This window comes from Algibacter sp. Ld11 (assembly GCF_045066735.1).
Taxonomy (GTDB): domain Bacteria; phylum Bacteroidota; class Bacteroidia; order Flavobacteriales; family Flavobacteriaceae; genus Algibacter.
The window spans coordinates 769,633-787,088 of record NZ_JBISHH010000024.1 but is presented as its reverse complement, the minus strand read 5'-3'; the positions used below and the strand labels follow the sequence as shown (position 1 = coordinate 787,088).

Below are 17,456 nucleotides of genomic sequence, written 5' to 3'. Positions count from 1 at the left end.
AACACGCAAGACAGCTATTATTAGCGTCTTCCTCCTCCTCCAGGTCCGCGATTTCCTCCTCTACCGCGCATGGCTTGCATTTCTTCCATTTTTTTCTTTACAATGGCATCATATTCTGCTTGAGTAACTTCCTTACCTTTCGAAGGCACTTTCATTTCATCTTTTTCCGAAGGATTTAAAACAATTTTAGAACATAGAATTGTAGTTTTATCGGCATTAATCTCTAAAATTAAACCAGGCAAACCCCAATATGTATCGGGACCTTGATTTACTGGTATTTGCGGTGTGTACCAAGCTGTGACTATAATTTCTTTAGGCTTATCTTCCTCCTTTTTTTTATCTTCATCATCAGAAGGCCTTTTTCCAAAATTACCAATATCGAACCCCGTAGCTTCTTTTACCGCCGTAGCTTTAAAACAAGTATATTGGCCAATAGTTTTAGTTTCGGAACCTAATTCCCAGTTTAATTCTTGCAATTCATCTTTAATTAAAAACTGTTTGCCAAAAAATTCTTGCTCTTGCAAAAGCTCTTGACTTCTCACATTTTTATATTGATCGCCTCCAGTGAAACTCATGGCTCCAAAACGAGGGCCACGACCTGAACTAGGCGCTTCTAAACGCTCTTCTTCCTTGTATATTGATTCCGATTGATTAAAAGTTAAAATAAAAGTTTTTTCTAGCATACTTTTCATTCGGCTAGCAATTTCCTTTTTTCGCTCTTCACTGAGTTGTCCACCACCAAAATTACTCATATCTACAGTGGTTTTAGACTCGTAGTAAGCCTTACCCTGAAAGTCTTTTTGAGCAAAAGAGAATACCGTTATAAAAAGTAAACATGCTGTTATTGCCGGTTTTAACATTTTAAAATTCATCGTTATTTATGTTTTTATTTTGTTACTAAAATTAAACTTTAATTTTAGCTTAGACTCCAACAAACAACAAATAGTTTAATCTAAAAATGTTAAAATACTCTTAAAAGAAATACGCTTTTTTAATGCCTTATAAATTGGTTCAATTTTTGTAATTTTCCAATCGAATGAAACACCTAACATATATAATATTTTTATTTACCCTTTCGATTTTCTCCCAGGAAACGATTGAAGCGGCGCTAATAAAAAAAACATGGCTTGATGCAGAACATTTGGTTTCGGTTAATAATTTTGGCACCACATTTTATGTAAACAACAATATACTCCATAAAACTCAAGAGGATAAAACACTAACTTACAGCAATCTACAATTAGGAAATCTTAGCTCTGCCAATACGTTTAACCCATTAAAAATTAATCTCTTTTATAAAGATTTTAATACCTTAATAATTTTGGACAACCGCTTATCGGAAATTTTTAAAATAGATTTTAATGCCATTAGTAATTATAAAAATGTTTCTCATACCTCAACAGGGCATGACAATACCGTTTGGATTTTTAACCAAGACAACCAAAAACTAGAACTTTTTGATTATAAATCTAAAACATCTAGAGCGCATGCCCAACCCATACAGAGCGAAGTTCTGGATTTAAAAAGTAACTTTAATTACTGTTGGTTACTCACTAAAAACCAACTATATACTTATAATTATTTCGGGAGTTTAATAAAAAACATAAACAACGATAATTATACATCTATTGCTGTTGATAACGAAAATTTGATACTAAAAAAAGATAACACCTTATTTTACCTTAATAAAAACGACAAACAACCAGTACGCATTCTTCTTCCTAATTTAATAATAAATCAGTTTTTTGTAATCAATGAAACCTTGTATATTTACAGCCAGAAAACTTTATACGAGTTCCATTTAAAAATAACTTAACACTATGCATATTGCTATTGCCGGAAACATAGGCGCTGGAAAAACTACTCTCACAAAACTTTTAGCGAAACATTATAATTGGGAAGCTCAATTAGAAGATGTGGTAGATAATCCTTACCTAGACGATTTTTACAACCAAATGGAACGTTGGAGTTTTAATTTACAAGTGTATTTTTTAAACAGTCGTTTTCGCCAAGTGTTACAAATTCGCCAAAGTGGAAAAGCTATTATTCAAGATCGTACTATTTACGAAGATGCTCATATTTTCGCTCCTAACTTACATGCTATGGGCTTAATGACGAATCGTGATTTTGAAAACTACAAATCGCTTTTTGAACTTATGGAATCTCTTGTTCAAGGACCAGATATATTAATTTACTTGCGTAGTACCATCCCCAATTTAGTATCGCAAATACATAAACGTGGTCGTGATTACGAAAACTCAATAAGTATAGATTATTTAAGTCGATTAAATGAACGCTATGAAGCTTGGATACATGGTTACGATAAAGGCAAACTTTTAATAATTGATGTAGACCACTTAGATTTTGTTGATAATCCAGAAGATTTAGGATATGTAATAAACACTATTGACGCCGAAATAAATGGACTTTTTTAGAACAATATATTGGCGTTTTACGCTATAAATTGATTATGCAAGCCTAAAATCTACAATACAAAACCGCATTGGCGAGCATGCTTAATAGCGTCCTCGCTGGTTTCAACCAATAAAACAGGTGTTGTTTTATAATTATCAAACAATCCAGAAACACGAAGCATTTTCCTTTTATGTTTTACACTACGTAAATAGATTGCTAAAATTCTATCAGGAAAAAACTCTGCAATTTCAATATAAATATCTGGATCGTGCTCTCCACAATCACCAATTAAAATAAACTTTAAGTCTGGGTAAGATTTTAATAAATTAATAATTTCTTTTTGCTTCTCAGGCTTATCATCCTTTGGTTTTCTTTTAAAAACACTAGGAAACTTCCGCAGAATAATAGGTCCGTTGGGAAAATTGTTTTGCTTTAAAAAATAATCTAAATACCTATATAAATTCCAAGGACTGTGACTTACATAGAAAATAGGGTTCGCTTCATGTTCTTTTTTTCCTTCATGTAATAGTTTATAAAATGCAGCAGCACCTTCCAAGGGTAATCGCTTTCCGGCAGATTTTAAAAAGGTATTAAAAAGCACCCGCCATTTAAACATAGAAACAATACCTGTGTGCAAAATAGTATCATCAATATCACTAATAACCCCAAAAGAAGCTCTTTTAGAAGGTATGAGCATATGGGCTGAAAACTTATTTTCCGATTGAATTAAACGCTTAGCAATTTTATTCTTGAAAGAAAACTCAAACCTAACCCAACCTTCGTCATCTTGATATTTACTAATATCATCAATTGTTTCATCGAACAAAAAGTAACCTCTATTATCCGTTTTGGTGTAAAACACGTTATCTTCTCCAAGCTTAACAACAAGTTCTGCATGCTTAACTTCGTCTGTTTCGAAACGTTTCCAAGCATTAATAAGCAATTTTAAAACGCTTTTTTGTTCTAAATTAATGCTTTCATCCTCTATAGCCCGCCCACGCAAATATACACGGTTGCAAGTACCGTAAGTTTGAAATGCTATAATTTGAACAGGGTCTTTTTTAAACATAATAGATTGGAAAAATACAAAAAACCACGTTTCCACGTGGTTTTTCAAAATTACTAAAAAAAGAGGTGTAACCTAATTTAAAACATCTTCTTCAACTTTATTTATATCACTTTCTATTTCAAGCATAACATTTTTTCCATCTGCGCTTAAGGCGGCAAGATTTTTCTTCACTTCAGCTTCGGTACCTTCAAAATTTTCGTATGTGGTAGATCCTTCTCCATTTTTTGTAGTTACCGTTTTTACGATAGCTTTAATAGTACCATCATTATTTTTATGCATCTGTACATTCACTTCTTTTTTAACCTCAACTTGATCTAAAACATTTTTGTTATTTAAATGTGCCACAACACTATCACTAGATAATGCAATACTTGGCGCAATAACTAAAGCCACGACCGACATTAATTTAAGCAGAATATTTAACGAAGGCCCTGATGTATCTTTAAATGGATCTCCAACCGTATCACCAACTACAGCCGCTTTATGAGCATCTGTACCTTTCTTGCCTTGCTCTTCAATAGTTTTTTTTGCATTATCCCAAGCACCACCTGCATTAGACTGAAAAATAGCCATAAGTACACCACAAGTAGTTACACCCGCTAAAAGTCCGCCTAACATTTCGGCGCCACCAATAAAACCAACAGCAACAGGTACTGCAATGGCTAATAACCCAGGGAAAACCATTTCTTTTATAGATGCCTTGGTAGAAATATCTACACATTTATCGTATTCAGCATAACCATCCGCTGCATCGAAAATAGCACGATCTTCTTTGGTAGCCTTCGTCATATCCGAATCGTATTTACGCATCACTACTAATGCCGCTTTTAACTGCGGAATATCTCTAAACTGACGACGCACCTCTTCTATCATGGCCATAGCAGCACGACCAACCGCATTCATTGATAGGGCTGAAAATACAAATGGCAACATACCACCAACTAACAAACCTGCCATAATTGTAGGCCTAGACACATCAATTGCTGTTACGTTAGCCGTTTTCATAAAAGCAGCAAATAGAGCCAAAGCTGTTAAAGCCGCAGAAGCAATTGCGAAACCTTTACCTACTGCCGCGGTTGTATTACCAACAGCATCTAGTTTATCCGTACGATCACGTACTTCACTTGGCAATTCCGCCATTTCGGCAATTCCGCCAGCATTATCACAAATTGGTCCATAAGCATCTACTGCTAACTGAATCCCTGTATTTGCTAACATACCAACCGCTGCAATTGCAATACCGTATAATCCAGCAAAGTGATGCGATACAATAATAGCCGCAGCAATTAAAAGAATTGGAATAGCTGTAGACATCATGCCTACGCCTAAACCAGCAATAATATTTGTTGCTGCTCCAGTTTCCGATTGTTCTACTATAGACATTACCGGTCTTTTTCCTGTAGCTGTGTAATATTCTGTTACTTTACCAACAGCTAAACCAGCGACTAAACCAGCAATAGTTGCCCAAAACACACCCATAGCTCCAAATGACAATCCCTCTACAGATTCAGGCAACAAGGCATTAATAATAAAATAAGATGCTATAACCATTAAACCTGCAGAACCAAATTCTCCAATGTTTAATGCTGTTTGCGGATTTCCTCCGTCTTTAACTTTTACAAAAAAGGTTCCTAAAATTGACATTACAATACCGACGGCTCCAAGAACTAACGGTAAGTAAACAGCTCCTAAGCCATTGAAATCTGGCGTTAAAATAAACGCTCCTAAAACCATTGTTCCTATAATAGAACCAACGTAAGACTCGAATAAATCGGCTCCCATTCCAGCAACATCACCAACGTTATCACCAACATTATCTGCAATAGTTGCTGGGTTTAACGGATGATCTTCAGGAATACCTGCTTCTACTTTACCAACAAGATCGGCACCAACATCGGCTGCTTTGGTATAAATACCACCACCAACACGAGCAAATAAAGCAATAGATGACGCTCCTAATGAAAAACCTGAAAGCACATTTAACACCATAGCTAAATTTTCTGCACCTGGCCATAAGTTTTGGTAAACCATAAATAAGCCACTTAGACCTAAAATACCCAATCCTACAACACCAAGTCCCATAACAGCTCCTCCAGCAAAAGCAACCTCCAGCGCACGTCCTAAAGAAGTTCTAGCTGCTTGTGTTGTTCTAACATTTGCTTTAGTAGCAACCTTCATCCCTATAAACCCAGCTAAAGCAGAACAGATAGCTCCAATAATAAAAGAAACGGCTACTATACCACTCGACCCTACCTCCGATACACCTTTAAAGTATAACAAGATAGCTACTGCCACAACAAAAATTGATAATATTTTGTATTCAGCTTTTAAAAAAGACATAGCGCCATCAGCAATATTTTTGGCAATACGTATCATTTTTTCATCGCCTTGATCCTGCTTAGTCACCCATGCACTTTTAAGAAAGACGAACACTAATGCACCTACCCCGAAGAGCGGTAATAATTTAATTATTAATTCCATAAGAGTTAGTTGATTTTTGGTTGTTATTTTTTTACCAAGCTAAAAATAAGGAAATATAATTAATAAAAAAAGTCACCTTTAATTAAAGATGACTCAGTTATTATGTGATATTTTAAGAATATACTAATTAGATAGTAAAGGTACGCTTTTTCTTGTGCTCACTTTTATCATAACGATCTACACATTCGTGATAAATTTTAATTGCTTGTTCAGCATTACCCCAACCACCTGTATCAACTTTTTTCTTCTCTAAATCTTTGTAAACTTGGAAAAAATGTTCTATTTCTTTTAATCTGTGTGGGTTTAAATCAGCAATATCCATTTTGTTACTCCAAATAGGATCTGATACTGGTACACAAATAATTTTTTCATCTGGTCCTTTTTCATCTGTCATGTAAAACACACCAATTGGACGAACTTCCATTACAACCATTGGGAATGTAGGTTGATGCCCCAAAACTAATACATCTAAAGGATCTTTATCTAGCGCTAGCGTTTCAGGAATGAATCCATAATCGCCAGGGTACATCATTGAAGAAAATAACATACGATCAAAACGAATTTTATGTAACGTAAAATCGTACTCATATTTATTTCTACTTCCTTTTGGTATTTCAATTAAAACATCAAAAGTTAACGGTTGTTTCTTACTCATATTAAATCTTATTTTATTTCCTTCTTAATTAGAAGAATTTTATTTCTATAATCAAGATACAAATGTACTGAACACGAAAGCAGTAAACAAGATAAAAACATCAGTTTTTAACACTAAACTGAAAGCTTAATTCAAATTTCACGTTATAGTTATTAAGAAATAAAAAGAGACTAGTTGTAATTTATTTTCTTATTTATTTCAAATACTAAATTATAAGTCCATAAAAACCATGCATTAATTACGAAACTTATGCATAATTAGTATATTGTATTCTTTTACAACCATGATATCAAAATTATATAATATGCGCTTACTCCCTATACTTATCATCACACTTCTAATTAATTGTAATTTAAATGCTCAAAACCAACCTTGGCAAGGTAAATTTGAACCAATAGACCATTTAATTGCACCTCCAAACACTTACAGAACGGCTAGCGGAGCTCCAGGAAAAGATTATTGGCAACAGCGTGCTAACTATAATATAAAAGCAAGTCTGGACGAAAAAACTAACACCCTTTTTGGAGAAGAAACTATTACGTATTTTAATAATTCTCCAGATGAATTAGCATACCTATGGCTTCAATTAGACCAAAATGTGAATAGAAAAGAAAATGAAGATTTTGGTAGTATCAATAATGACATTAAAGACTTTATTACTACCCGCAAAATGCAATTTCTTACGCGTGCCATTGATTTTCCAGCTGGATACTCCATAAAAGAAGTAAAAGATACTAATAATAGTAATTTGAAAATTATGATTAACAACACCATGATGAAGGTAAAATTAAATACGCCCTTAAAATCTGGTGAGCAAATTAGTTTTTCAATTTCATGGTCTTACCCAATAACAGATAGAAGTATGTTTCCTTTATCTCGTGAAGGTTATGAATATTTCCCGGAAGATGACAACAGCGCTTTTTTAATAGCACATTGGTTTCCAAGAATGGCCGTTTATAGTGATACTGAAGGTTGGCAAAACCAACAATTTCAAAAACTTGGTGAATTTGCCCTGGAATTTGGGAATTATGATGTTGAAATTACAGTACCTGCCGATCATGTTGTTGCTGCAACTGGTACGTTAGAAAACAGCGAATCTGTATTAAACAAAACACAACTTAAACGTTTAAAGCAAGCCAAAACTTCTTTTGAAAAACCAGTAATCATTATTACTGAAGAAGAAGCCGAACTTAATAAGAAAACGAAATCTAGCACTAAAAAAACTTGGAAGTTTAAAGCTGAAAACGTGCGTGATTTTGCATTTGCATCTTCAAGAAAATTTATATGGGATGCACAAGCAGTAAAACTACCAACGCACACTGTTATGGCCATGTCGCTTTATCCAAAAGAAGGTTTACCTGTTTGGGAAGAAGTCTCTACGAAAGCTGTAAAAAATGCTCTTGAAGTTTACTCTAATGCAACTTTTGATTATCCTTATCCGGTTGCTATATCTGTCAACACATCTAATATAGGAATGGAATTCCCGATGATTAGTTTTAATGGTGGCCGCCCTAAAGATGGTAAAATAAGCGAAAAAGCAAAAGCTAGTATGATTGGTACTATCATTCATGAAGTAGGACACAATTGGTTTCCAATGATTGTAAGTTCTGATGAGCGCAAATGGATGTGGATGGACGAGGGTTTAAACACCTTTTTACACCAACGTACCTTAAAAGAGCGCTACCCATCTTACAGCTACGTAACTCCAAAAAAAATTGTTCCGTTTATGACGGGTGATAAAAATGTTCTACGCCCAATCATGACAAATTCTGACAATGAATTATTCAACCAATTTGGTGCTAATTTTTATATGAAGCCAACTGTTGGATTGCAAATGCTACGAAACACGATAATAGGTAAAGATTTATTTGATGACGCTTTTAGAGAATATGCCAACCGCTGGAAATACAAACATCCAAACCCAGGCGATTTATTTAGAACTTTAGAAGACGCCACTGCGACAGACTTAGATTGGTTTTTTAAAGGTTGGTTTTTTACAACCGACCATGTTGATATGCAACTACAAAATGTTAAATGGTTTAAAGTACAAGAAGAAAACCAAAACCAGGAATCGAATGCTAAAACAGACATAACTATTCCAGGTTCTAATGAAGCATTAAAAGATTTCTCTAATGGGCCAGAGATTATTAATATGATTTCTACTCCAGATCGCGATTACGGCCAATTTACTTCGCGCTTAGATGAAGTTGAAATACGCAAACAACTTGCGGGAAAAAACATTTATGAAGTTACCGTTAAAAATTTAGGCGGTTTAGTAATGCCCGTTGTTATAGAATGGATATACTCAGATGGTTCTTCGGAAATTGATAGAATTCCTGCTCAAATTTGGAGACGAAATGAATATGAAATTAAAAAGACTTTTGTAAAAGCTAAAACGGCCGTTAGAGTGACTTTAGATCCTAAATTTGAGCTTGCAGACGCAGATATGAACAACAACACGTTTCCAAAAACAGATTCTAAATCGGACTTCGATAAATTTAAATCCAAGAAAACTAACTAATTTTTTAATTAGTTAAAATCACCATCCAAAGAAATAATTTTATTTTTCAAAGCAAAAATAACGAGTCCAGCAACGTTTTTTACTTCTGTTTTTAAAAGTAAATTATTTCTATGGCCTTCTACTGTTCTCGGGCTTATAAAAAGTTTTTCTCCTATTTCAATAGTTGTAAATTGCTTGCAAATAAGGTACAAAACTTCAATTTCTCGCTTGGTAAAAAAACGTTTATCAAAGCTAGATTTTGTGTTTTTATCTTTCGGGTTTGTTAAACTTTCTTGAATATATGCCATTACCCGATCATCATAATAAAATCCTTTCTCTGCAACTTCCACAATGGTTTTAATCATTAGTGCCGGCGTACTATTTTTTGCTAAATAGGCGACAGCTCCAATAGAAATCATATTTAAAATAAAAGGCTTACTAAAATAGCTTGTAAGTGCAATTACTTTAATCTCTGGAAATTCTTTTTTAATAATTTTAGTAACCTCAACACCGTTTAGACCTGGCATTTTTAAATCAGTAATTACAATATCAGGAAGTACAGTTGCCGTTCTTAATTTATTAATTAAATCGTCGCCATCTTCTGCATCAAAAATAACATCAATATCAGTTTGACTTACCAAAAGCGACTTTAACCCTTGCATAAAAAGCAACTCATCATCTGCTAAAACTATTTTAATTTTACACTTCATATTTACATTGTATTACAAAAAGACTACCATTATTATTAGTACTTTCCATTTTAAAAGTTCCGTTTAAAATTTTCACACGGCTTATAATATTTTGTAAACCTATTCCAGATTTTTTATCTACTTCCTTAACATTAAATCCAACACCATTATCTTGGAAACGCACACTATACCCTAGTGGATTTTGCTCCATATAAATTACTAACTCGCTTGCTTTACCATGCCTAAGCGCATTATTAATTAATTCTTGAAAAATTCTAAATACATGTAATTGATTTGTTTTAGATAGCCTATCCAAATCTTCAATATTATACTCAATATGCAAAAACGTATTTGCAGTAAAAGCTTCAAACAACTCTTCAAGAGCAACTTTTAATCCAAATTTATCTAAAATTGGAGGTAATAAATCGTGAGCTATTTTACGAGAACTCTCCAGGGTTGCCGATGTAATTTCTAGTATTTGGTTTAACGCCGCCTTATGCTTTTTATTTAATGTATCATCTGTTAAAAGCACATTTGTAGACAAGCTAACAATATTGAGTTTAGAGCTTATAGCATCATGCAAATCTTGCGCTATCCGGTTACGCTCTATTTCTTGAATATTAATAGAGTTTTGCAATATTTTTTGTTGATTCTCTAGTTTTAAAGCAGCTTTTTCAAGTTCCTTTTGAACAATTTTTTGCCGAGAGTAATGAAAAAACAAAATAATCCCAGCAGTTATTACCACTAAAAAAACAATACCGTAAGTTAAGGCTTCTATTACGATTTGGTTGTTTTCCATAAACTCACTTTCCATTCAATTAAAATCAATACTAAATAAACCACGTAGAACACTTTATTAAGAAACCATATGTTTATTGATATACTATTACCTATATTATTAATTGATGTTCCCAAAATAAAAATTAAGGTGCTTACCGATAAATATATTAAAACAGATGCATTTACATACATGTATTTACCTGGCTTACCTAAAGCATTAAACAAATGGATTAGCGAATATATCACTAAAGGAAACGAGGTTAATAATATTTCGAGTAAGTTGAATTTATAAAACAAACTAGGCGTTGTACCATATTGCAAACCCAAAACTGCAAAAACCAAACCACTGATAATACGTACAAAAAGCCGTTGCTTTTTACCGAATTGCTCAAAATAAAACAGCGATAAAAAAACAAACTGAAAAATGAAATAAAAGTGAGATAAAAATAAATTATTAGGTTTATCTTTTACCAATAGAACAATTAAAAGACTAGAGGTTAAAATACAAAACATTAATATTAAATATATTACATAATACTTAAGGAGCTTACATCTTTTATTAAATAAATAGCTTTTTGTATACAAACAAGCATTTATAAAAAGTAATAACACACCTATATATGTAAATACCTCACTTAGTGTTTTCATTTCAATTTTTTAATGCCTTTTAAGAATTTAATTCACTGCTGAAATCACAATCACTTGGGCATGGTTTTGTAAAATCATAAACATCAGAATTTGCTTGCTCGGCTAACACCTTAGTTTTCACTTTATCATCACAACTGCAACCACCACAATCAAAAATATCTTTATAAACTATTTTATCGTCTATAATTTTGGGATTAGTGCCAACAACTAAAAGTTTTTCAGTTTGGGCACTTGGCTGTGTTTCTTCCGGTCTATCCGTAGCCATATAAGCACGTATTTTTTCACGGATATTAGATTTTTCTAGCTTATAAATATTCTCTCCTTCAGATACCAAAACTTCCATTTCCAATAAACAATTTAGAAGATCATCAACAGGAATTAAAAATGCTCTCGCATGTATTAGTTCACCAGCGGAGTTTCTTTGATAATTTTCCTTTTGCCACCGGTGTGTCCAAGTTATAGCTTCATTACAAGATACTTCATTTTTTGAGGGATTAATTTCCATAATACTCTAGAGTTTAGATTAATAAACACCTAAATTAGTAAATTAATTGTAAAAAAAATCAGGCAATTACACCTGATTTATATTTAAGCAAAACTACTTGCTAACTTTTAAAAATTATTATTTTAAGGTAAAGCAGATTCTACCTTAGAACTGTAGTCATATTTAATTAACCTCTTTCTTCTTTTTAAAACTCATAAAAACCAAAATAATCATTCCAGTTGTAACTGACAAATCGGCCATATTAAAAACACCTGTTCTAAAAACACCACCTAAATCTATAAAAAAGAAATCGGTCACAGAGCCATAAACTACACGATCGTATACATTAGCAATACCGCCACCTATAATACTTGCAAAAGCAAAAAGCGACCAATTATCCAAACTAGTATCTTTTAAAATATGACGTAAAACAAAAGCTAAAACAACAATGGGTAAAATCAATAATAAAATGATTCTTAAGGTTGGGTTCAAATCGCTACCCATACCTAAAAAGGCACCAGTATTTTCAACATTCATTAAAATAAAAGCATCTCCAATAAGAGAAATACGTTCTCCTGGATGAATGTCTGTACGACCAATAATACTATTTCTAACCCATATCTTAGAGATTTGATCGACAGCGATGGTTAAAACAATAACTAGAATAATGTAAATGGAGCGTTTTGTAAGTTTCATCTAGCTATTTGTATCTAACGTTGCAGAAGCCGTTTCCGAAGCTCTATTTATTTTTTTAACTAGACCTTGTAACACTTTACCTGGACCAACTTCTGTAAACAAGGTAGCACCATCATTTATCATTTGTTGCACAGATTGTGTCCAACGTACAGGAGCTGTAAGCTGAGAAATTAAATTTGCTTTTATTTCCGCCTCATCCGTAACTGCGCTTGCTGTTACGTTTTGATAAATTGGGCAATTTGGCTTACTAAATGTAGTGTTTTCAATAGCTGCGGCTAACTCTTCACGAGCAGGCTCCATCATTGGTGAGTGAAATGCGCCACCAACGGGTAAAACTAGAGCACGACGTGCTCCGGCGTCTTTTAAAGCCTCACAAGCTTTATTTATGGCTTCTACCTCTCCAGAGATTACTAACTGTCCTGGGCAGTTGTAATTTGCAGCAACAACAACACCATCTATAGATTCACACACTTGTTCTACTACAGCATCTTCTAAACCTAAAACGGCAGCCATTGTACTTGGTTGCAACTCGCAAGCTTTTTGCATAGCAATAGCCCGTTGCGAAACCAGCTTTAATCCGTCTTCAAAAGTTAATGCTCCACTAGCTACTAATGCTGAAAATTCACCTAAAGAATGTCCCGCTACCATATCTGGCTTAAAGCTTTCCCCTAAAGTTTTTGCTAAAATAACTGAGTGTAAAAATATAGCCGGTTGTGTAACCTTTGTTTCTTTTAAAGCTTCTGGTGTACCTTCAAACATAATGTCGGTAATATGGAAACCTAAAATATCATTAGCTTTTTCGAATAAACTTTGTGCTAAAGGTGAGTTTTCATAAAGGTCTAAACCCATTCCTGAAAATTGTGCGCCTTGGCCTGGAAAAATATATGCGTTCATAATTGGTTAATTTTTAGAGTTGCAAAAATAACAATTATTAACTATTATCTATAGTTTTAATCATTTTAGCGGGGTTTACATTAAAAAAGAAGATATTTACTAAGCTATAAATTATGCGTTGCTGCTTCTGCACAACGTTCTCCATCCATAGCTGCTGAAACAATACCGCCTGCATAACCTCCACCCTCTCCACAAGGAAATAAATTCAAAATTTGAGGATGCGCCAAATTTTCTTTTCGAGGAATAGAAACTGGAGACGATGTTCTAGATTCTACCCCAACCACGTTGGCTTCTTCGGTGTAATAGCCATTCATTTTTTGTCCAAACGCTTGAAATCCTTTTCGCAATCTACTTCCTATTAGTTTTGGTAAAAGTGAATGTAAAGGTGCCGAATTTAAACCTGGCTGATATGATGTTGCATTTAAGCTTGACGACAATTTACCTTCAACAAAATCGGTTAAACGTTGGGCTGGTGCCACTTGGCTTCTTCCTCCTGCTGTAAAGGCCAAACGCTCCAAATTCTTCTGATATTCTAAACCTTTTAATGCACCAAATTGTTCATATTTAGGTAAATCTCTATGCACATCTATTTCTACTACAATACCAGAATTGGCATATAGATTATTACGCTTAGAAGGCGACATACCATTAACTACAACTTCACCATTTGCAGTTGCAGCCGGCACTATAAATCCACCAGGACACATACAAAAGGAATAAACACCGCGCTCGTTAACTTGTTGCACCAAACCATAAGATGCGGCTGGTAAAAGCTCGTGACGTGGTCCAGAACAATGATATTGTATAGAGTCTATAATACTCTGCGGATGCTCTACGCGAACACCCATAGCAAAAGATTTCGCTTCTAAAGCTATATCTTTTTTATCTAGCAAATAAAAAATATCTCTTGCTGAATGTCCTGTTGCCAAAATAACCTTATCAACAGACATTTCCTCTTTATTTAAAAGCTGAATAGCCGTTATATTATTTTCTTTAATAACGAAATCGGTAACACGTGTTTCAAAATGCACTTCGCCACCATAATTTAATATAGTTTCCCGTATATTTTGAACAACTTTGGGTAATTTATTTGTACCTATATGCGGGTGTGCATCGACCAAAATCTGATCGGTTGCGCCATGAAAAACAAGGTTCTCAAAAATACGGCGAACATCGCCACGCTTTAAACTTCGGGTGTAAAGCTTACCATCACTATAAGTTCCTGCTCCACCTTCACCAAAGCAATAGTTAGAATCTTCGTTCACAAAATGATCTTGATTAATGGCTTTTAAATCGCGACGGCGATCTTTTACATTTTTACCACGCTCTAAAACAATAGGTTTAAAACCCAATTCTATACAGCGCAAAGCAGCATACATACCTGCAGGACCAAAACCAATAATATGTACCGGCTTCCCTTTAGACACATCTTGATAATTAAAGGTGTAATCGGAGGTTTTTGGTAACGCTTCTCGAATATAAACAGCGACCTTATAATTCAACATTATCTTCGCCTTTCGCGCATCGATAGACTTTCGTAAAATCTTTACTCCGGTAATATCTTCACGATCTATCTCTAATTTTAAAGCAGACTCCAAAACTAGAATATCACTACGCTCTTCTTCTTTTAATGTAATACGAAGTTGAATTTCTTTCACCATAAATATTGACGTTCTCTAAAGGGATAAACAAATTTGTTTTACTATTTTCTCTCGTAAGTTAAAAACGTAAATTCATAATCATGCTTATCATCTTTGTTATGAAATTTATGCGCCGTTTCTTTCCAGACTGAAGTATCTACCGTTGGAAAAAATGTATCTGCATCAAAGCTTTCGTGTACACGAGTAAGCTCAATTTTATCGGCTACCTCCATGGCTTGTTTATATATTTCGCCTCCACCAATAATATAAGGCTGAGCATCACTTTTAGAGGCGTCTATAGCTTCCTCCAAACTATTAACTAGTATTACGCCTTCTGGAACTTTATAATCGCTCTGTCTAGTAATTACAACATGTGTACGGTTTGGTAAGGGTTTTGGAAAACTCTCAAATGTTTTACGCCCCATAATAATGTGATGACCATTGGTTAGACTTTTAAATCGCTTTAAATCGTCACTTAAATGCCAAATAAGTTTATTCCCTTTTCCAATAGCATCATTTTCCGCGGCAGCGACGATAATAGTGAGTTCTTGCTTAGCTCTACTTAAAGTTTCTTTTACTTTTTGCTCACTCTTAAAAACCTCACTATTAATTATATGTTTTTCTTCTTTACCCAAATTACTTTTTAAAGCCTCAATACGCGCTTGTTGTTTCGCTACAAGTTTTTCCAATTGTTGTTTTTCCCAAACTTTACCCATAAATTTATGAGTAACAAACACATTAAATAAGTGATATATAAAGAAAAAAGACCAAGCTAAAATGGCATACAAAAACCACTCTTTACCAAAAAAAGTAATCTCTTTTCCAATACCCAAAACCGTGTTAGCAATAATTAAAAAAACGGCTCCAATAAGAAATATAACAAAATGAATATATAATCCTTTCTTTTGTCTAATGCGTTTTTGAGCATTTTCTATAAGCTCTAATTGGTCTTTATCTATTTGTGGAGTGGGTGTTTTTTTTCCGAACATGATGTAAAAATAATAGATGTAAAGTTATAACATTTTAATGATATGCCGAAGTTTATTTAATTTGTTGTATTTTAGAGAGACGTTAGCTTTTAAAACCTCAAAACTGTTTGAAAATCAGCTAAAAAGAGTGTTTTTACATTGCTAATTCTACAAAATTTACGCTTAATTTATTATTTACCGTGAATTTAGGAGAACGCATATTATTAAATTGATAATTTTTTGATGTTAAGGCATCTAAATGATAATGAGTATAATAAACTTTTATAAATTTGTATCATAAACAACATATTTTACTATGGCTATTAAAAAACAATATTTAAAAAGCAAACCAGTTTGTAAAGTAACTTTTACTTTAGAAGCTGAGGAAGCAAAAAAAGTTTCTGTTGTTGGAAGCTTTAATGAATGGAATGAAAAAGCAACCCCGTTAAAAAAACTAAAGAACGGAACATTTAAAGGCACTGTTGATTTAGATGCTGAGAATTCGTATGAATTCAAATATATAGTTGACGGAGATTACGTCAATGATGCTGCTGCAGACTCTTATGTTTGGAGTGAATTCGCTTCTGCTGAGAACAGCGTTGTTAGTGTTTAATAACATAACAATATTTTTTATAAAAAAGGGCTTCTAATATTTTAGAAGCCCTTTTTTATACTTTATACTTTACACATTTTAGATAGCAACTTTACCTTTAATATGTGGATGGGGATTATAATCTTCTAAAGTGAAATCACTAAAATCGAAATCGAAAATATCTTTAATTTCTGGATTCATTTTCATTATTGGTAACGGACGAATATCTCTAGATAACTGCAACTCTAATTGCTCGTAATGATTACTGTAAATATGCGCATCTCCAAAAGTGTGAATAAATTCTCCAGCCTCGTAACCACATACCTGAGCCATCATCATGGTGAATAATGCATACGAAGCAATATTAAACGGCACACCTAAAAATATATCGGCACTACGCTGATACAATTGGCACGACAATTTACCATTAGCTACATAGAATTGAAAAAACGCGTGGCACGGAGGTAACGCAGCTTTTCCGTTCGCTACATTTTCGCTAAACGACTTTGAATTATCAGGCAAAACAGATGGATTCCATGCGGAAACCAACATTCTCCGACTATTCGGGTTTGTTTTTAAACTATGAATTACTTCTTTAATTTGATCTATTTCATCACTATTCCAATTACGCCATTGATGGCCATAAACAGGACCAAGATCACCATTTTCGTCGGCCCATTCATTCCAAATACGCACACCGTTTTCAGTTAAATATTTAGTATTGGTATCCCCCTTTAAAAACCAAAGCAGCTCATAAATTATAGATTTTAAATGTAGTTTCTTGGTAGTCACCATTGGAAAACCTTCACTTAAATCGAAGCGCATTTGGTATCCAAAAACACTTTTTGTACCGGTACCGGTACGGTCTCCTTTTTCATTTCCGTTTTCTAAAACGTGTTTTACTAAGTCGTGATATTGTTTCATATATGTAAATTTTCCACGGCA

At 33.7% G+C, this 17,456-nt stretch carries 17 protein-coding genes; 5 read left to right on the top strand and 12 right to left on the bottom strand.

Translation table 11 applies throughout. The features are described from left to right. Positions 1-20: 20 nt before the first annotated feature. Entirely contained in the window at positions 21-872 is an 852-nt protein-coding gene (locus tag ACJJV4_RS13635; protein ID WP_405295320.1) for a GLPGLI family protein, read from the bottom strand. Between the two features lie 164 nt (positions 873-1,036). On the opposite strand from ACJJV4_RS13635, the gene ACJJV4_RS13630 reads away from it, so the two are divergent. Together ACJJV4_RS13630 and ACJJV4_RS13625 are read left to right on the top strand one after the other, a co-directional pair. Next, positions 1,037-1,816: a hypothetical protein gene (locus ACJJV4_RS13630; RefSeq protein WP_405295318.1), complete on the top strand. Its 780-nt coding sequence runs from the start codon at positions 1,037-1,039 to the stop codon at positions 1,814-1,816. A 4-nt stretch (positions 1,817-1,820) separates the two neighbouring features. Continuing rightward, complete coding sequence (locus tag ACJJV4_RS13625; RefSeq protein ID WP_405295316.1) at positions 1,821-2,435, top strand: deoxynucleoside kinase; 615 nt, start codon at positions 1,821-1,823, stop codon at positions 2,433-2,435. 50 nt (positions 2,436-2,485) lie between these two features. Here the strand turns inward: ACJJV4_RS13625 and ACJJV4_RS13620 are convergent, their stop codons facing one another. From ACJJV4_RS13620 to ACJJV4_RS13610, 3 genes are all read right to left on the bottom strand, one after another. Beyond that, a complete protein-coding gene (locus ACJJV4_RS13620; protein ID WP_405295314.1) occupies positions 2,486-3,484 on the bottom strand; it encodes an App1 family protein in 999 nt (332 codons plus the stop codon). A 72-nt stretch (positions 3,485-3,556) separates the two neighbouring features. Further along, positions 3,557-5,965 carry a sodium-translocating pyrophosphatase gene (locus tag ACJJV4_RS13615; protein ID WP_405295312.1) on the bottom strand — a complete coding sequence of 803 codons (2,409 nt, stop codon included), beginning with the start codon at positions 5,963-5,965 and terminating at the stop codon, positions 3,557-3,559. A gap of 127 nt (positions 5,966-6,092) precedes the next feature. Next, positions 6,093-6,620, bottom strand: a complete 528-nt coding sequence (locus ACJJV4_RS13610; protein WP_405295310.1) for an inorganic diphosphatase — start codon at positions 6,618-6,620, stop codon at positions 6,093-6,095. Positions 6,621-6,903: 283 nt separating this feature from the next. Here ACJJV4_RS13610 and ACJJV4_RS13605 point away from each other — a divergent pair, with 283 nt between their 5' ends. Next, positions 6,904-9,141, top strand: a complete 2,238-nt coding sequence (locus ACJJV4_RS13605) for a M1 family metallopeptidase (protein WP_405295308.1) — start codon at positions 6,904-6,906, stop codon at positions 9,139-9,141. Positions 9,142-9,149: 8 nt separating this feature from the next. On the opposite strand, the gene ACJJV4_RS13600 is transcribed toward ACJJV4_RS13605, so the two are convergent. Then, positions 9,150-9,830, bottom strand: coding sequence for a response regulator (locus tag ACJJV4_RS13600; protein WP_405295306.1), 681 nt, complete (start codon positions 9,828-9,830; stop codon positions 9,150-9,152). Further along, positions 9,820-10,623 carry a sensor histidine kinase gene (locus ACJJV4_RS13595; protein WP_405295304.1) on the bottom strand — a complete coding sequence of 268 codons (804 nt, stop codon included), beginning with the start codon at positions 10,621-10,623 and terminating at the stop codon, positions 9,820-9,822. The genes ACJJV4_RS13600 and ACJJV4_RS13595 overlap by 11 nt, the downstream gene beginning before the upstream one ends. A gap of 54 nt (positions 10,624-10,677) precedes the next feature. Here ACJJV4_RS13595 and ACJJV4_RS13590 point away from each other — a divergent pair, with 54 nt between their 5' ends. Then, positions 10,678-10,881 (top strand): hypothetical protein, encoded by a 204-nt coding sequence (locus ACJJV4_RS13590; protein WP_405295302.1) that lies wholly within the window; start codon positions 10,678-10,680, stop codon positions 10,879-10,881. Between the two features lie 375 nt (positions 10,882-11,256). On the opposite strand, the gene ACJJV4_RS13585 is transcribed toward ACJJV4_RS13590, so the two are convergent. The 5 genes from ACJJV4_RS13585 to ACJJV4_RS13565 form a co-directional block, all read right to left on the bottom strand. Then, positions 11,257-11,742: a hypothetical protein gene (locus ACJJV4_RS13585; protein ID WP_405295300.1), complete on the bottom strand. Its 486-nt coding sequence runs from the start codon at positions 11,740-11,742 to the stop codon at positions 11,257-11,259. 162 nt (positions 11,743-11,904) lie between these two features. Beyond that, positions 11,905-12,417, bottom strand: a complete 513-nt coding sequence (lspA, locus tag ACJJV4_RS13580) for a signal peptidase II (RefSeq protein ID WP_405295298.1) — start codon at positions 12,415-12,417, stop codon at positions 11,905-11,907. Further along, positions 12,418-13,311 carry an ACP S-malonyltransferase gene (fabD, locus tag ACJJV4_RS13575; RefSeq protein WP_405295296.1) on the bottom strand — a complete coding sequence of 298 codons (894 nt, stop codon included), beginning with the start codon at positions 13,309-13,311 and terminating at the stop codon, positions 12,418-12,420. Between the two features lie 104 nt (positions 13,312-13,415). Further along, positions 13,416-14,972 (bottom strand): NAD(P)/FAD-dependent oxidoreductase, encoded by a 1,557-nt coding sequence (locus tag ACJJV4_RS13570; protein WP_405295294.1) that lies wholly within the window; start codon positions 14,970-14,972, stop codon positions 13,416-13,418. A gap of 41 nt (positions 14,973-15,013) precedes the next feature. Next, positions 15,014-15,940: a dihydrofolate reductase gene (locus ACJJV4_RS13565; protein WP_405295292.1), complete on the bottom strand. Its 927-nt coding sequence runs from the start codon at positions 15,938-15,940 to the stop codon at positions 15,014-15,016. 295 nt (positions 15,941-16,235) lie between these two features. Here ACJJV4_RS13565 and ACJJV4_RS13560 point away from each other — a divergent pair, with 295 nt between their 5' ends. Then, the gene (locus ACJJV4_RS13560; RefSeq protein ID WP_405295290.1) at positions 16,236-16,532 is read left to right on the top strand and encodes an isoamylase early set domain-containing protein; all 297 of its coding nucleotides are present in this window, start codon (positions 16,236-16,238) and stop codon (positions 16,530-16,532) included. Between the two features lie 78 nt (positions 16,533-16,610). Here ACJJV4_RS13560 and ACJJV4_RS13555 read toward each other — a convergent pair whose 3' ends face one another. Next, positions 16,611-17,435, bottom strand: a complete 825-nt coding sequence (locus ACJJV4_RS13555) for a thymidylate synthase (RefSeq protein WP_405295288.1) — start codon at positions 17,433-17,435, stop codon at positions 16,611-16,613. Positions 17,436-17,456 lie beyond the last annotated feature (21 nt).

Bases quoted from the DNA above. Each gene is read 5' to 3' on its own strand.
- ACJJV4_RS13635 (WP_405295320.1), bottom strand. From the start codon at position 872: ATGAATTTTAAAATGTTAAAACCGGCAATAACAGCATGTTTACTTTTT.
- ACJJV4_RS13630 (WP_405295318.1), top strand. From the start codon at position 1,037: ATGAAACACCTAACATATATAATATTTTTATTTACCCTTTCGATTTTC.
- ACJJV4_RS13625 (WP_405295316.1), top strand. From the start codon at position 1,821: ATGCATATTGCTATTGCCGGAAACATAGGCGCTGGAAAAACTACTCTC.
- ACJJV4_RS13620 (WP_405295314.1), bottom strand. From the start codon at position 3,484: ATGTTTAAAAAAGACCCTGTTCAAATTATAGCATTTCAAACTTACGGT.
- ACJJV4_RS13615 (WP_405295312.1), bottom strand. From the start codon at position 5,965: ATGGAATTAATAATTAAATTATTACCGCTCTTCGGGGTAGGTGCATTA.
- ACJJV4_RS13610 (WP_405295310.1), bottom strand. From the start codon at position 6,620: ATGAGTAAGAAACAACCGTTAACTTTTGATGTTTTAATTGAAATACCA.
- ACJJV4_RS13605 (WP_405295308.1), top strand. From the start codon at position 6,904: ATGATATCAAAATTATATAATATGCGCTTACTCCCTATACTTATCATC.
- ACJJV4_RS13600 (WP_405295306.1), bottom strand. From the start codon at position 9,830: ATGAAGTGTAAAATTAAAATAGTTTTAGCAGATGATGAGTTGCTTTTT.
- ACJJV4_RS13595 (WP_405295304.1), bottom strand. From the start codon at position 10,623: ATGGAAAGTGAGTTTATGGAAAACAACCAAATCGTAATAGAAGCCTTA.
- ACJJV4_RS13590 (WP_405295302.1), top strand. From the start codon at position 10,678: ATGTTTATTGATATACTATTACCTATATTATTAATTGATGTTCCCAAA.
- ACJJV4_RS13585 (WP_405295300.1), bottom strand. From the start codon at position 11,742: ATGGAAATTAATCCCTCAAAAAATGAAGTATCTTGTAATGAAGCTATA.
- lspA (WP_405295298.1), bottom strand. From the start codon at position 12,417: ATGAAACTTACAAAACGCTCCATTTACATTATTCTAGTTATTGTTTTA.
- fabD (WP_405295296.1), bottom strand. From the start codon at position 13,311: ATGAACGCATATATTTTTCCAGGCCAAGGCGCACAATTTTCAGGAATG.
- ACJJV4_RS13570 (WP_405295294.1), bottom strand. From the start codon at position 14,972: ATGGTGAAAGAAATTCAACTTCGTATTACATTAAAAGAAGAAGAGCGT.
- ACJJV4_RS13565 (WP_405295292.1), bottom strand. From the start codon at position 15,940: ATGTTCGGAAAAAAAACACCCACTCCACAAATAGATAAAGACCAATTA.
- ACJJV4_RS13560 (WP_405295290.1), top strand. From the start codon at position 16,236: ATGGCTATTAAAAAACAATATTTAAAAAGCAAACCAGTTTGTAAAGTA.
- ACJJV4_RS13555 (WP_405295288.1), bottom strand. From the start codon at position 17,435: ATGAAACAATATCACGACTTAGTAAAACACGTTTTAGAAAACGGAAAT.